The sequence below is a fragment of the Butyricimonas faecalis genome (assembly GCF_003991565.1).
Lineage (GTDB): Bacteria > Bacteroidota > Bacteroidia > Bacteroidales > Marinifilaceae > Butyricimonas > Butyricimonas faecalis.
Genome location: NZ_CP032819.1, coordinates 3,051,150 through 3,067,292, shown reverse-complemented (window position 1 = coordinate 3,067,292; position 16,143 = coordinate 3,051,150). Strand labels below are relative to the sequence as shown.

The following is a 16,143-nucleotide window of genomic DNA, read 5'->3' as shown; positions in this document are numbered from 1 at the left end:
CTTCTGCTAAAAAAGTATCTAAATTCAATTTTAAACACGGAACATTTTGTTAAAGCACATCATCATCCTCCGGGAGCTATCCAAAAAGTAAAGGGATAGCTCCATTTTTAGAAAAGAAAAGAATATCTTTGAACTCTAATTTTGTAGTTAAAATGACCAAAGCATTAGAGATACCATCTTATTCCGAGTGGAATTTGTTTACCCGACAAACACGTCCATTAATGATCGCAGGTCCTTGCAGTGCCGAAACTGAAGAGCAACTTTTTAAGACTGCAAGTTTATTGAAAAACAATGGAATAGAAGTTTTACGAGCCGGGATATGGAAACCTCGGACTCGTCCGAATTGCTTTGAAGGAGTTGGCGTGAAAGGATTGCCTTGGTTGCAAAATATCCAACGAGAGTTGGGAATGAAGATTTCCACGGAAGTCGCTAATGCTCATCACGTGGAAACCGCATTGAAATACGGGATGGATATGTTATGGATTGGCGCCCGCTCCACGGCAAATCCATTTGCCGTTCAAGAAATCGCAGACTCCCTGAAAGGAGTTGACATCCCGGTTCTCGTCAAGAATCCGGTAAATCCGGACATAGAATTATGGATTGGTGCTTTTGAACGCCTCTATTTGTGTGGTATTACAAAATTAGGCGCTATTCATCGCGGGTTTTCATCTTATAACAGTACCCGCTATCGTAATATGCCTCAATGGCAAATACCTATTGAATTAAAGCGACGCATTAAGAATTTACCGCTCTTTTGTGACCCCAGCCATATCAGTGGTCACCGGGAGTATATCCAAGAAATATCACAAAAAGCCATGGACTTGGGATTTGACGGATTAATTATCGAATCTCACGTGAATCCGGATTGTGCATTAAGTGATGCTTCTCAACAAATTACCCCCGATCAATTGAATCAAATTCTAACTCATCTAGTTATTCGGGAAGAACATCCAAACAATTCAAACAATACTTTAATCATGGAAGAACTCCGGGAAAAAATCGATACGCTGGACAACACGATCATGGAAGCTCTCACCAACCGGATGAAGATTATTGAAGAGATCGGGATGTATAAAAAACAAAACAACATTACCATTCTCCAACCGGACCGCTGGGAAAAAATATTGACCCGAGTTCTCGAAGAAGCTCGCAAGAATAACTTGAGTGAAGAACTCGTGGAGCGGGTGTTCAAGGCCATACACCAAGCCTCTATCGACCGACAGACGGACATTATGAATGAATAAAAGAAGTTGTCCAACTACCCCCTCCAACTCCCCCTTACACAGGGGGAGAGCTGATTACTAAGCTATTTTCGCACCTATGTGAAGAGGGGTTAGGGGAAGGAGTTGGACAACTTCCAATAGTTTATAGGAATCTTAAATTACTTTAGTTTAATCATTTTCATACCACCGGGGCCTTTCATCTCTTTCGGTTTAGCCAATTGTTCCTCTATAAACGGAATCAACTTACTGTTAGAAGGTCTCAGTGCATTGATTGTGATAATTTTACCTTCACTATCAAACATCATAAAACGAGGGATTCCGGTTATCATGTATTCATTGTACAATTTATCTTTTAAAGTTCCGTCAACGATATATTGAGGCCATTGAGGCTTGTCTTCATTCAATTTTTTCTCCCAAAGGTTCTTTTTACTATCCACGGATACACTCACTAACAGGATTCTTGGATCATTTTTATAATATTGGTACAATTTTTCCATATTAGGAATCTCTTCCACGCACGGTCCGCACCATGTTGCCCAGATATCCATATAAACAAGTTTTCCCTTAAAATCTGAAAGTTTCACCAAATTACCATCACGATCACGCATTTCAAAATCCTTAGCCACGGATCCGGCTTCAAGATTATTATCCTTTGATGGTAATGGTCTTGATTTCACAAAAGCACGATGTTCCGGATCTGTATTTATTTTATTAAAAGTCTCAACAAACTCTCTCGCGTGAGCATTTCCCCCACCCATATAAAACATAACGGCATAATAGTGAGAAACACTATTTTTAATCTCCTGGTTACTCACCAATTCGTCAAGAATCAATAAATTTTTAATAAGAGATTTAGCGGGATCGTCTTGAGCGGTTGCCCTGTTTTTTGCTTCCCAAGATATTCTTCTTGCTACTATTCCCGTATAACCCAACGAGGCTTTGCGAGGATCTTTTCTAAAGGTTACGCTATCATTCAGATCTATCGACTTCATAAATTTTATGTAATCGGCATCTGCAAGAGCCAGTTTTTCATCATCTCTTCCAAATCCGATTTTAGCCGAAATGATGTCCACATTCTTTTCCACCCGATATTCATCGACAAGATCCTGATCTCCCTTAACTTTATCCAGTAATTGATCCAATTTTTTATTCAAGCGATCCAAACTTGCCGAGTATTCCTTAAACGTAGCAAATTTCTGTCCTCTAACACCCTTTAATGATAATTGATTCGCGTGAACAAATAAATAGGTATTAATATCCGTTCTATCTCCGGAAAATTTAGCTATTGTTTTCCCATCCTTGTCTTTTGATACCTCCAAGCGAACCTCTTCTCCTTTACCAACTAACACCGGAATCCGAGTTTCATCGGGCATATTTATAGTAAACTTTTGCCCTTCATACCTGATCACCGGGTTGAATACAAACGATCCGTCACTTCCTATTTTAAGGGCTTCCCGATCACAACCTCCAATGTTGATCTTTATTGTTTCCCCATGATAATCATTAAATTTTCCTTTAATTACCTGTGCTTTCAGCGCAAATGTTCCAAGTAATATAATGCTTAATAAAATTAGTTTTTTCATTTTCATCAATATTTATTGTTATTTATTATTCTGCCAATCCGAGTTAAATACAAGTATTTTCGGTGGAATTTGATAAACAAGCCGATCTTCTGTCAGCGTATAAGAACTTTCCCCATCGGTATGTGTATATTCGGCTTTCCAATCTTGAAAAAGAGGGTCATTCCACAATCTTCTCATATCAAACCAGCGTATGCCGGTCATCATATATTCCCGCAATCGCTCTTCCACGACAAAGCGAATAAGTTTTTCCTGAGAAGTTATATCGGCAGGAATCACCGCAGCTTCCTGAGGCATCCGGTGGCGTCGAAATTCTTCAAGATTTACCCGAGCCTCATCTTGCAAGGCCTGATTCGTTGAGCGGGCCTGACACTCTATCAGCATTAAATACAGATCAGGCATTTCAACACCTAAATTAAAGACTGTCCTGCAAGGTAATCTCCTATATCCCTCCATAGCGGCCCCGGTCCTCGTTTTATTCGAAAAAAAGTTTCTTCGAAGATCATCCTGCTCGTACAGATCCATGTATTTTTCCTTTACAAATAATTTGGGTTGCCCCGTTGCACTGGAAATTGAAGAGATCGCATACTGATAGTTGTAAACCACCTCTTTGTTAGCCCCTGTGTTATTAGCCGGGAAACCGGAAGTCCACGCGTAAGGCTTAGCGGAATTATATCCCCATTCACTTAACATTTGGTTGTAATCCCACAAAGTGATACCGGTGGTATTTATTTCAGAAGATTTAAGTGCTTTCTCCAAGGCGATTCTTGCATTCTCGTAATCTCCTTTAACCCAATAAGCCTTACCCAAGAAAAACCATCCTGCACATTGGTAAATTCGTAACGGATGATTCGTTGATTCCACCAAATTGGGACAAGATTCTTCCAATTCCTTAATGATAAAATTATACACTTCCTGAACTGTATTCCGTTTCAGATTTTTCAAATTCATATCATCCTCTACAACAAGAGGAACACACAAATCAGTGCCAGCCGTTGATTCATTATATGGTTTTCCAAAATATTGGGCAAGTATCAGATATCTAAAAGCCCTATTCACCCGTGCTTCAGCTTGGAGTTCCAACTTCCGTTTATTCGTTCCACCCGATGCATCCATCACGTTATTAATGATAACATTAAACGTGTAGATTTGCTGATACATCGTCGCCCATTCACAAACATCATCTTCTTCACCGAAAATCTTTCCCTCCCATTGATACGCCTGATTCATTTTGAAATCAAGTTCAGAAATCGAAGTTTGTGTCGCCGTGAGTTCATCTCCCATAAAAATATTGTACAGGGTACTCACGCCTAATTTCGTCCCGAGTTCCGTCACTTGAGTATAGGTTACAGAAGTCAGATTCGTACTATTGAACATTCCGTTATAGTGTTCGATTGTTTCCGGAATATCTTTTCCTTTAGGTTTTACATCAAGGAAATCCTTACAACCTCCAAGCAACAAGACAACACTCAATATAGTTGCCAATCCGTGATATACATGATTACATTTCATCGTCAACCTTATTTAAAGTTAATAGTAAGTCCGAATGACCACGACGGACCGTATTTTGTCCCGCGTAACCCACTTCTGTAGTGGTGATATTCAGGGTCTATCCCATCGTTATTTGCCGCTATCAGGAATAAATTAGAGGCCTGTGCCCGTAACGTGATTCTATCCATGAATAGTTTGTCACACAAACTTTTAGGCAGAGAGTATGATAATGTAATATCCCGTAATTTGACATAGGACGCATCCAAAACATTAATATCCGCTAATTCATAAAAGGTAATGTTCCGAGACTTCGTTTTATTTTCAACCGTTTTCGAAACATATTTCGGTACATCCGTGTATTTCTCATCACCAGGTTCCCGCCAACGATCTAAAAACTTCTTGCTTACATTATGTGTCAATCGCCCGTACCAAAAATTATTTACATCACGACGCATCTTGTGACCAAAGTTATACACGAGCATAAACGAAAAGTCAAACCCCTTGTAAGAAAAGTTGTTCGTCAATGCGCCATACCATTTCGGCTGGGTAACACCCATAAACTTCACGGCATTCTCGGTCAAAGATTCATCTTGATAATCACCGATTATTTCTCCTTCCGCGTTGAAAACTTGAGGGTTTCCTTCCTCACTCAAACCTGCCCACCGATATGCAAACAAGCTATTGCCTGCATAATCTTCAATATAGTCCATGTACACCTTTTTACTTGCGGTCATTGCACCATCAAGATTGAGTTTCAGAACTTTATTACGGTTATTCGTCATCGTCAACACGGTTGACCAACTAAAATTCCGGGAGAAGATATTCTTCGTCCGAAGAGATACTTCAAATCCCTGGTTTTTCATATCCCCGAAATTGGTATAAAAACTCTCCCATCCCAACGTCTGATCCGTCGGCTTCGTTGCTAACAAATCTGTTGTCAGTTTATGGTACACGTCTATTGATGCTGTAATCCGGTTGTTAAACATGGCCACATCTATCCCGCCATTTATAGTCCGAGTCCTTTCCCAATGAATCTTATCATTTGCCGGATACATGATGTCATAACCTATACCCAATCCTGCAAACATAGAATTAGCTCTTGCACTCAACAAGTTATAAGGTCCTCCCTTGCCCGGCTTTGGAGAATTTCCTCCCAAACCATAACTAAACCGAAAATCCAAGCGATTCAGGAAATCAACCTGATCCATAAAACTTTCCCTCTTCAAGTTCCAAGCCACACCAAGAGACCATATAGGTTTAAACTGGACGCTCGGATCACTCCCGTATAAATTTGACTGATCTACCCGAATACTCCCATTCAACGTGTATTTACTATTGTAAGTGTACGCAACATTCGAATAAAAAGAAACAAACCGTTTTTCCGTTTCACTTTGAGAAAACATTTTCGTCACCAATGTATTACGGGGTGTTCCGAAATTAGTGTACACGGCACCTGAAATTCCATTCGTGGCAAGTTCCTTTTCATCATACGCTTGGTAAGTCTGTGATTGCGGATCATATCCCCGTCGTGTATTTGAATTGGAAGTAGATACTCCTGACTGTATTTCCATTCCAAGGATCGCTGTTATTTGTTGTTTATCCTTACCGAAAACACGGTCATAATTAAATTGATTTCGAATCGTCCAGTTTATCCCGTCAACATTGGCAAGGGTGTATCGTCCTCCGGTAGTGGGCAGATAATAAGTAGGAGCCGTGGTTGAAGGCGGATTAGCCGGTTTTGTGAATCTTGCTAACTCTATTCTAACCAGCGATGAATTTTGGCTGTAAAATAACTCGCTCTTGCTATAATTTTGCTGGTACTGGAAACGTCCTTCATATTTTAATCCCTTAACCAAATTTATAGCAATACCCAAATTTACACGACCATTCACCGATTTTGACTTATTAAACCCTTCCTTCATATCATTCAAAGGGACATAGCTTAAATCGAGAAGACTCTTTGTTTCAAGCTCATCTTGATAATCTTTATAAAAAATCGTGTGGGAATGATCGATCGGGTTTCCTTCTTCATCTGCCAACATTTCGTAAGGTAAAATCGTATTTACATTCGTGTATGCCGGCATGAGACCTGTTTTTACATTTTGCACGGAAAGATTCGTTGTCAAATCAATTTTCAACCATTTTTTCAACTGTATATTATGCTTGAAATTGAGCATGATCTTGTTGGTATTTGCCCGTTCGGTACTCTGGTTATACTCGTAACCAACCGATCCATAGATGGAATAAATATTATTGGCTGCACCCGAAAATGATATTGTATGCTTCGTGAATAAAGCCGGCTGCAACAAGTATTTTTCAATTTGTGAACGATTGTCCAACTTGGCTAATGCCTCAAGCTGCCGATCCCGTTCAGCCTCGTCTATCTCATTATTAGCATACTGATATAACGGTATTTCATGCGGATAAACTAAAGCTCCCCCATTTTTGGTAGTTACCGTTGCCCATGGATAAGCCTCCGGATCAAAAATCTCCTTTGCAGACTGGATAATCTGTTCGCTACTCATAAGTCCCTTATATCCAAAATCAGGAAGCCCCTTGTAAGTAAATGAACCGTCATAAGTAATTTTTAAACGATGATCTCCGGTTTTACCCGATTTCGTAGTTATCACGATTACCCCATTTGCAGCTCTAGCTCCCCAGATCGAAGCAGAAGTCGCATCTTTAAGGAAAGTCACGCTCTCTATATCGTTACTGTTTATAAGTTCCTCGATATTCCCCTCCTCTAATGCAACTCCATCGACCACGATCAGTGGTTCTGTTGACGAATTAATCGACGTCGTTCCCCGGATCAAGAACTTGTCCTCTCCAATCCCGTAATTTACACTTAATCCGGGAGTCAGTCCTTCAAGAGTTTCAAGAATATTCCCCGTCAGGTTCGCCTTTTTAGATACTTCTTCACCTGAAACCCTCGAATATGAACCTGCACTTCTTTCCCTGGAAATCGTTTGGTAACCAGTAACGATCACATCATCAAACTTTTGTAATTTCGTACTTAAAATCACTTTATAGTTATCTTTTTCCGAAACTTTCAATTCCAAAGGTTCCATTCCCACAAACGAAAGAACAAATACCGGTTTCGTACCATCTTCAACCGCAACACTAAACTTTCCGTTAACATCCGTCGCGATGCCCTTATGTGTACCTTTAATCACCACGTGAACTCCCGGCAAGGGTTGTCCTGTTTCGTCCGTTACGACACCTGTAATCATTCTTACCGCTTTCACAGGACGATCAGCAGGAGCTTTCCGAACGACAACAACGCTATCTTCGAAAATGTATGTCAACCCCAATGGGGGTAAAAATTCTTTCAACACCTTTTCTAATTCCTGATTGTCAGCCTTTAAAGAAACTTTTCCTTTAGATTCAATCAATTTATGGTCATACAGGAAAACCATTTTACTCTGTTTTCCCAATGCTGCAAAAACTTCTGAAAGTGGAGTTTCTGTAAAATTAACTGAGATTTTAGCTGTTTGAGAAAAAGCAACCCCATTTACTGATAAAAATAAAATCATCAATAAAAAAAGTGGCAATTTCATTTTAATTAAAAATTTCCGGACACTCAATTCATCCGTCAACCTTTTCTTGGTTCGCTTTTTTTTCATAACTTTGTTTTTTAATTATTACTATTTAGCAAAATAGTCTCACTACCATTTAAGCTATTTTGCAGGTTTAGCTTGCTAAGGATGCACCCTTAGCAAGTTTATTTTTTCCTAACGGTTAACTTCTTACCATTCAATTCAAACGTAACATTATTGGTGTATTCGAATTTCTTTAACAGATTCATGAGATTGTCATAACGGGCCATCTTACCTGAACTTGTGAAACTCAGATCTTTAACTGATTCATCAGCATAGATCACATCCACATCGTACCACAACGACAACATCGCCAATATATCTTCAAGTCTCGTCTCATTGAATTTATAAAAACCATTTTTCCAGGATGTATATAATTCCGTGTCAACTTCCTGTATCTTTACTGATTTTGTCTCTTTCTCGAAAACAATTTGTTGTCCCGGAAGAATCGTATGGGTATTACCGGAACATTCTACTTCAATTTTCCCGTTAACAAGTGTTGTCCTGACAATTTTATAATCCGGATAAGCATTTATATTGAAAGAAGTTCCCCGGACTAAAATATTCATATCATTTGTTTTGACAATGAATGGTTTATTTGGATCATGCGTCACTTCAAAATAAGCCTCTCCTTCAAGAAATACTTCGCGACTTTCACCTGCAAAAGAAACCGGGTATTTCAATGTTGACGAGGAATTCAAATAAACCTTAGTTCCATCTTCCAGCGTCACGTTCCATTCTCCTCCCCTTTCTGTTTTCAATATGTTATACTCCATTTGCTGCAAATTATCAGCATGTTGATAGGTCAATGTCTTGTTTCCGGATGAAACATTCACATGATCCATTCCCATCAAACGATTCTCTTTAATCGTATCCAGGTCTAACCAATGACCATTTGCAAGTTGTAATTGAACTTTCGAATGCTCGCCGCTTTCATTCAAATTTACAGAGCCAGGTTCCGGATAATTCAAAAACAAGGTAAATAACGCGACAACAGCAACAACAGCTGCCACCGAAGTGGATACAAGGATTTTCCGACGCACAAGCCTTCTATTTCGACGCTGTTTTAAGCGAGACAATACATCCGTATATTCTGACCTCCATCGCTCAAATTTTTCATCACTAAGTGAATACGAATCATAAGCCTTTATTTTCTGGTATAACGCACGATGTTCCGCCGATTCGGCTAACCAATCTGATAGCATTTTCGATTCCTGATCATCTAACGATCCATCAAGACTTTTATTAATAATAATCCAATCTATCGAGTCCATTTCTTGAGTTTATTTGTACATATAATCCCAAGAACTCAAAAAGGTTTACAAATAATTTCGATTTTTTTTCTACTCTTGGAAAAATTCCAAGTATGCATTAAGCAAAATAAAGAAAGCAGAATCAGCAGCCAATTGTTCTTTTATCTTTAGTATAGCCCTATGCACTTGCACTTTAGCTGTATTTTCAGAAATTGAAAGTTCCGACGCAATTTCGCTATATTTCATTTCTTTGATCAATCGCATTTTAACTATCTCACGACATTTACCCGATAAATGTTCTATCGCGAGATAAATCTTTTCTAATAACTCTTCATCATCAATCCATTCCATGGATTCAGAATGCAGCATAGCTTCTGCATAAAGAACATTTCTACGATCTTCAACTTTCCGGTCACGCAAATATTTCAAACAGGAATTACGGACGGATACAAATAACCAACCCGAAAGATTACTTCGAGCAGATAATTTCTTGCTATTTTCATATAAACTGATGAATACATCCTGTACTAAATCGTGAGCAACCTCGGAATCAAAAACCATTCGTTCGGCAAAATGATGTAACTGTTTGAAATAAATCTCAAACAACTCCTGATAAGCCGCCTCATCATTAGCCTTTAATCTTTCTAGCAGAATATTATTTTCATCCATTACACTGAAATACACGCAAAGATACGAAATTATTAAGACATAGCAGAATGAAAATAATCATACACGACATTTCCTTTTGCCGGACCGATGGCTTTTGCCAGCTCTTCACGAGATGCCTCTTTTATAGCATTTACAGACTTAAAATATTGCAATAAAGATACTTCTGTTTTCTCACCAATGCCTTTAATTTCACTTAACACACTGATTGTCTGCTTTTTCTCTCGCAATTTACGATGAAAAGTGATACCAAAACGGTGAGCCTCGTCCCGAATATGCATTAATGTCTTTAAAGCCACAGAAGTTTTCGCTAACAAATAAGGATCTTTATCTCCGGGGTAATATATTTCTTCCATTTGCTTGGCCAAACCGATGATAGGCACTCTTTCCAACAAATCCAATTTACGCAATGTAGCCACGGCTGAACTTAATTGCCCTTTTCCTCCATCCACCACAATCAGATCAGGCAGCTCCCCACCCTCTTCAAGCACCCGGTGATAACGACGGTACAAAATCTCTTCCATAGAGGCAAAATCATTTGCCCCGATAACAGTTTTCACGTGGAAACGTCTGTATTCCCGCTTTGCCGGTTTACCGTCTATGAAAACAACACAAGAGGCTACAGGATTGGTTCCCTGTATATTAGAGTTATCAAAACATTCCATCCGGTGAGGTAATCGCGGTAATTTCAGATCATTTTTTATCGTATTCAATAAATCCAATTTACTATCCTGCCGACGTAATCCCCGTTGACGTTCCCGATCCATTTTAAAGAATTTCACGTTACGTTCGGATAACTCCAACAATTGCTTTTTTTCACCCCTTTGCGGAATAGCATAATTCATTCCTTCCATCAATACATCCGGATAGAAAGGTACCAGAATCTCCTTGGAACGACTGTTTACCAACTGGCGAATCTCAAAAATGGCAAAAGAAAGTAAGGATTCCTTTGATTCATCCAACTTTTTCTCCAATTCGATAGTATGCACTTGATTCACAGCTCCATGAACAATTCTCAAGTAATTCACATAGGCATATTTTTCGTCTTCTAAATAAGAAAATACATCAATATCATTTATCGAAGTACTTACTATCGTGGACTTCGCTTGATGAGACCTCAATGCTTCTATTGCTTCCTTCATTTCCTGAGCCTTTTCGAATTGAAGAGAAATAGTATATTCCTTCATTTTTCGGGTCATGAGATCAATCACGGAAGAAATATTTCCCTTTAAAATGTTCCGGATTTGTGCAATATATTCCATGTACTCCTCTTCTTGCACGTACCCGACACAAGGTCCCATACAATTTCCAATATGATATTCCAAACATACTTTATATTTTCCGCTATAAACAGCTGATTTATTGAGAGATAAATTACAAGTTCTCAATTTATACAGCGATTTCACCAAGGAAATCAAAGTGTTAGCATATTTAACCGAAGTATAAGGCCCAAAATATTCTGACCCGTTCCGAATAAATTTCCGAGTAGTGAAAACTCGTGGAAAAGCCTCTTTTGTAATACAAATCCAAGGGTATGTCTTATCATCCTTCAATAGAATATTATACCGGGGTTTGTATTTCTTGATTAAATTATTCTCTAACAATAGCGCATCTTCCTCTGTATTAACCACAATGTATTTCAAATCCCGTATTTTACGGACTAAAACCATTGTTTTAGAGGTCTGATTTGTCTTTACAAAATAAGATGAAACTCTGTTTTTCAGATTCTTAGCCTTACCTATATATATAATTACTCCATTTGCATCAAAAAACTGATACACTCCCGGAGTCGTAGGTAATTTACTGACTTTCTCTTTCAAGCCAAATTCATCTTCTGCCATACACTATGATACAAAATCAAACTTTTCGAAATCAAAGATCCCTTTTTCTCCTATTTTTAAAGTAGGTATTACAATTAATGCCATGAATGAAAGCGTCATAAAAGGAGATTTTAGTGGTGTCCCCATTTTTGAAAGTATTTCATTCAATTCCATGTAGCAACTTGCCACTTCCCTCCCGCTTTTATCACTTATAATACCACCAATAGGAAGGGGTAAAGAGTGCAATTCGCCCGCTTCATTCACGACTAAACCACCTTTTTCCTTTATCAATTCGTTTATTGCAAGCATTAAATCTTGATCTGTACAACCCACTGCAATAATATTATGCGAATCATGTGATATAGAAGAAGCAAAAGCTCCTCGTTTTAAACCGATACCTGAAATAAAACCAATTTGCGGTTTAGAATTAAAGTAACGATTTAAATAAACTATTTTCAAAATATCCTTATCCAAATCTGATTGAAAACCTTCTATTTTCTCGTTAAAATGAAGTATTTTACTGTCTGTCAGAATACTATCAGGTCTCACTTGAATACATGCAACATCTCCAAAAACATTTGTATGAAGATCGGATAAACTTATTTCATCGTGATGAAACTTATTTAATAACGGTACATCATAAACCGGATTACTTTTAGAATTGTTTTCACCATAAACTACCTTCCCTTTAATATAAGTAGAACGTACATTCAAAGATTCTATGTCATCCAAAATAATGAAATCTGCATCATCTCCAACATGCAAAGTTCCTATATTCAAATTATAAAAATGTACCGGATTAAGACACGCTATCTGCAAAATATCAAAAATACCATAGCCATCAGCCAATGCTTTTCTGATAATTTTATTAATATGACCTTTATTTAATAGGTCATCAGCGTGTGAATCATCCGTGCAAAACATGACACGATCTGTACGTGTAGCAATCAATGATTTTAATGCATCATAGTTTTTAGCAGCACTTCCCTCCCTGATCATGATGTACATTCCTTTTGAAATTTTCTCCTCTGCCTCTTCTATGGTCGAAGATTCATGATCGGTTTCTATACCATGAGCAATATATGAACTCAGAGAATCACCCGTGAGTTCCGGTGCATGACCATCTATTTTTAATTGATATTTCTTGGCTATTTCTATTTTTCCAATAACATCCGGATCATTATTTATAACACCAGGAACATTCATAACCTCAGAAAGCAGTATGAATTTTCCGGTTTTTGCTAATTTATCCGTGTCTTCTACGGATAAAATGGATCCTGGTTTATCAAATGGAGTGGCAGGAACGCAGGAAGGAATACCCCAAAAGAATTTTAAAGGTGCTTTTTCTCCATTATCTATCATCAATTTCACCCCCTCTACCCCTAAAACATTTGCAATTTCATGCGGATCGGCAACCACACCCACTGTTCCATTCGGAATTACTAATTTGGAAAATTCAACAGGCATTAACATGGAACTCTCCACATGAACATGCGCATCTATAAATCCCGGTGAAATATATTGATCATACGAATTAGAATTTCTTTCTATATTTATAATCTTTCCTTCAGATATAAATATAGCACAAGGATAAAATTCCCTGTTTTCTATATCAATTAAATTTCCTTCTACAATTTCCATTTTATACCTCGGTTTTTATTTACAATTTGACCCTATAAATGTACTTTTTTACTAGATTTATTCAATACCCCTCTTCGCACTATTTTCAATGTTCCACGTGAAACATTCCTTTTATCTTCCCAATAAAATCAATAAAACATTAATGTCAGAAGGCGATACACCTGTAATACGTGATGCCTGCCCAATAGTTTTCGGATTAATCTTTGTCAATTTTTGACGAGCTTCATAAGAGAGAGAAGTTATCTCCATATAATTAAATTTATTCGCAATAACTAAATTCTCCAACCGATTCAATTTATCAGCAATCAATTTTTCTCTCTCTATATATCCAGAATATTTAATTAAAACTTCAGCAGCTTCTATGATTTCTTCCCGCAAATTATGATCAAAAACAAATTCCTTTAAAGAAGGAATTGCATCTATAATTTTAGGAATAGTTACCTGCGGTCTCGAAATAATATCAATCAATTTAATTTTTTGACGGATAGGCGAAGATTTCAAATTTTCTAAGGTCGGGTTAATCTCTTCAGGTGAAATACTAAAATTAGTAACAAAGTCTATCAACCGGTCACGTTTCAAAATTTTATCTTCAAACACGGCAAAGCGATCTTCTTTCACCAAACCTAGAGAATACCCTAAAGGCGTCAATCTGGCATCAGCATCATCCTGTCTCAATAAAATTCTATACTCGGCGCGTGAAGTAAACATCCGATAAGGTTCATCCACTCCCTTCGTAACTAAATCATCTATCAATACACCAATATAAGCCTGATCCCTATTCAGTACAAAATCTCTATTTTCATGAAGTGAAAGATGGGCATTAATTCCAGCCATCAATCCTTGAGCCGCTGCCTCCTCGTATCCGGTAGTCCCGTTTATTTGTCCGGCAAAATAAAGTCCCTTGACTAATTTTGTTTCTAAAGTAGGATACAATTGAGTAGGCTGAAAAAAATCATATTCGATAGCATAACCCGGTCTGAAAATTTTTACATGCTCAAAACCTTCCACGTTTCTCAATGCCCGCAATTGAATATCCCAAGGCAAAGAAGAAGAAAAACCATTCAGATAATATTCGGTTGTCCTCTCCCCCTCCGGTTCCAAAAACAGATGGTGACTATCCCTATCTGAAAAAGTATCCAATTTAGTTTCAATACTCGGACAATAACGAGGACCTATACTTTTTATAGTACCGTTGAACAAAGGACTATCATCAAATCCTTCCCGCAAAATGTCATGTACGACTTTATTCGTGTAGGCGATATAGCAAGGCATTTTCTCAAGTGAATTCGTATACGCGAAGCTCAGAAAAGAGAACTTATGGAAATCATTATCCCCATCCTGACGAGTCAATTTGGAAAAATCAATACTTCGGCCATCTATACGAACCGGAGTACCCGTTTTCATTCGCCCTACTGTGAAACCATACGCTCTCAGTTGCTCAGACAAACCATACGTGGCCGGTTCTGAAATACGACCACCGGGAAAACTAACCCGTCCGATATGCATCAGACCGTTTAAAAAAGTACCATTCGTCAAAATCACCCGATGACCACTAAAAGAAATCCCCAATCTGGTTCTAACCCCGGTAACCTGTCCCTTATCCAAAAGAAGTTCAATCACATCATCCTGCCACAAATCCAGATTATCAGTATGCTCTACCCTATCCCTCCATTCGGCCGAAAAAATCATTCGATCACATTGAGCCCTTGGACTCCACATAGCAGGCCCTTTAGATAGGTTCAGCATACGGAATTGGATTGTACTTTTATCCGTCACGATGCCAGAACCACCGCCTAAAGCATCTATCTCCCTAACAATCTGACCTTTAGCAATACCACCCATGGCCGGATTACAAGACATTTGTGCTATCTTATTCATATCCAGTGTAATAAGCAATGTCTTTGATCCTAAATTAGCGGCAGCACATGCCGCCTCACAACCAGCGTGTCCGGCCCCTACTACAATAACATCATATACGGGCAGTAATCGTGACATAATTATATCGTTTTAAGCAATTCTAAGCAATGATTTTCGTTTTGACGCATCTCTCTAGCGTCAACATCTGATTTATCCTTAAAACCCATTAAATGAAGCACAGAGTGTACAACCACCCTATGCAATTCATCTTCATAAGTCGTATGAAATTCTAAAGCATTGGATTGAACTGTATCAAGGCTGATAAAAACATCACCTGACAATATTTTTCTCTCGGAATAATCAAAAGTAATAACGTCAGTATAATAATCATGATTCAAATATTTCCTGTTCACATCCAGGATATAATCATCATTACAAAAAATAAAAGAGATCGCTCCTAACTGAAACGAATAATCATCAGCAACGGCCTGTAGCCATTGTTTCACTCTCTCTTCATTAAAAAAAGGAGGCGTATCACACTCCTCGCAAAAAAAAAGAAGTTCGCTCATCTATGTATTATAAATTGAAAACCATGGTCACCTTTGATCCACCATCCTCAAAAATCAAATCATCAGAAAGCGTTTTCATCAGGTAAAGACCACGTCCTGCATCTTTTTCTATGTTATCCGGCAAAGTAGGATCCGGAATATAAGAATAATCAAACCCTTCTCCCTCATCCTTCACGGTTACGAATAAACGCTTTTCCTCCTCATACACGAAAAACTTAACATACTTCGAAGAATCCAGTTTATTCCCGTAAAGAATCGCGTTATTCACAGCTTCAATAACGCACAAGCTAATCTTGCCGAATACATCCGGTTCTACATGATAAACATCCGAGAAATAATCGATAAAGTTCTCAACTTTAACGATATTACCAATTTCAGAGGCAATCGAAAATTCTAATTTGTCCATCGCTTTTTCAAATAATTAATAATGATCATCGCAATCATAAT

At 38.1% G+C, this 16,143-nt stretch carries 11 protein-coding genes; 1 reads left to right on the top strand and 10 read right to left on the bottom strand.

Annotated features, from left to right (window positions below; genetic code table 11):
- Positions 1 to 152 precede the first annotated feature (152 nt).
- The gene (locus D8S85_RS13080; RefSeq protein WP_106481056.1) at positions 153 to 1,244 is read left to right on the top strand and encodes a bifunctional 3-deoxy-7-phosphoheptulonate synthase/chorismate mutase type II; all 1,092 of its coding nucleotides are present in this window, start codon (positions 153 to 155) and stop codon (positions 1,242 to 1,244) included.
- A gap of 137 nt (positions 1,245 to 1,381) precedes the next feature.
- Here the strand turns inward: D8S85_RS13080 and D8S85_RS13075 are convergent, their stop codons facing one another.
- The 10 genes from D8S85_RS13075 to D8S85_RS13030 form a co-directional block, all read right to left on the bottom strand.
- Positions 1,382 to 2,806 (bottom strand): TlpA family protein disulfide reductase, encoded by a 1,425-nt coding sequence (locus D8S85_RS13075; RefSeq protein ID WP_158641580.1) that lies wholly within the window; start codon positions 2,804 to 2,806, stop codon positions 1,382 to 1,384.
- Between the two features lie 18 nt (positions 2,807 to 2,824).
- On the bottom strand, positions 2,825 to 4,315 hold the full coding sequence (locus tag D8S85_RS13070; RefSeq protein ID WP_106481054.1) for a RagB/SusD family nutrient uptake outer membrane protein: 1,491 nt from the start codon (positions 4,313 to 4,315) through the stop codon (positions 2,825 to 2,827).
- Between the two features lie 8 nt (positions 4,316 to 4,323).
- A complete protein-coding gene (locus D8S85_RS13065; protein ID WP_106481053.1) occupies positions 4,324 to 7,917 on the bottom strand; it encodes a SusC/RagA family TonB-linked outer membrane protein in 3,594 nt (1,197 codons plus the stop codon).
- Between the two features lie 98 nt (positions 7,918 to 8,015).
- Positions 8,016 to 9,164 carry a FecR family protein gene (locus tag D8S85_RS13060; protein ID WP_106481052.1) on the bottom strand — a complete coding sequence of 383 codons (1,149 nt, stop codon included), beginning with the start codon at positions 9,162 to 9,164 and terminating at the stop codon, positions 8,016 to 8,018.
- 69 nt (positions 9,165 to 9,233) lie between these two features.
- Positions 9,234 to 9,812, bottom strand: coding sequence for an RNA polymerase sigma factor (locus D8S85_RS13055; protein ID WP_106481051.1), 579 nt, complete (start codon positions 9,810 to 9,812; stop codon positions 9,234 to 9,236).
- A 32-nt stretch (positions 9,813 to 9,844) separates the two neighbouring features.
- A complete protein-coding gene (uvrC, locus tag D8S85_RS13050) occupies positions 9,845 to 11,650 on the bottom strand; it encodes an excinuclease ABC subunit UvrC (protein ID WP_127075208.1) in 1,806 nt (601 codons plus the stop codon).
- Positions 11,651 to 11,653: 3 nt separating this feature from the next.
- Positions 11,654 to 13,270, bottom strand: coding sequence for an adenine deaminase (ade, locus tag D8S85_RS13045; RefSeq protein WP_127075206.1), 1,617 nt, complete (start codon positions 13,268 to 13,270; stop codon positions 11,654 to 11,656).
- Between the two features lie 111 nt (positions 13,271 to 13,381).
- Positions 13,382 to 15,265: a tRNA uridine-5-carboxymethylaminomethyl(34) synthesis enzyme MnmG gene (gene mnmG / locus D8S85_RS13040; RefSeq protein ID WP_106481048.1), complete on the bottom strand. Its 1,884-nt coding sequence runs from the start codon at positions 15,263 to 15,265 to the stop codon at positions 13,382 to 13,384.
- Positions 15,266 to 15,267: 2 nt separating this feature from the next.
- The gene (gene ybeY / locus D8S85_RS13035; protein WP_106481047.1) at positions 15,268 to 15,696 is read right to left on the bottom strand and encodes an rRNA maturation RNase YbeY; all 429 of its coding nucleotides are present in this window, start codon (positions 15,694 to 15,696) and stop codon (positions 15,268 to 15,270) included.
- Positions 15,697 to 15,703: 7 nt separating this feature from the next.
- Positions 15,704 to 16,102, bottom strand: coding sequence for an ATP-binding protein (locus tag D8S85_RS13030; RefSeq protein ID WP_106481046.1), 399 nt, complete (start codon positions 16,100 to 16,102; stop codon positions 15,704 to 15,706).
- Positions 16,103 to 16,143 lie beyond the last annotated feature (41 nt).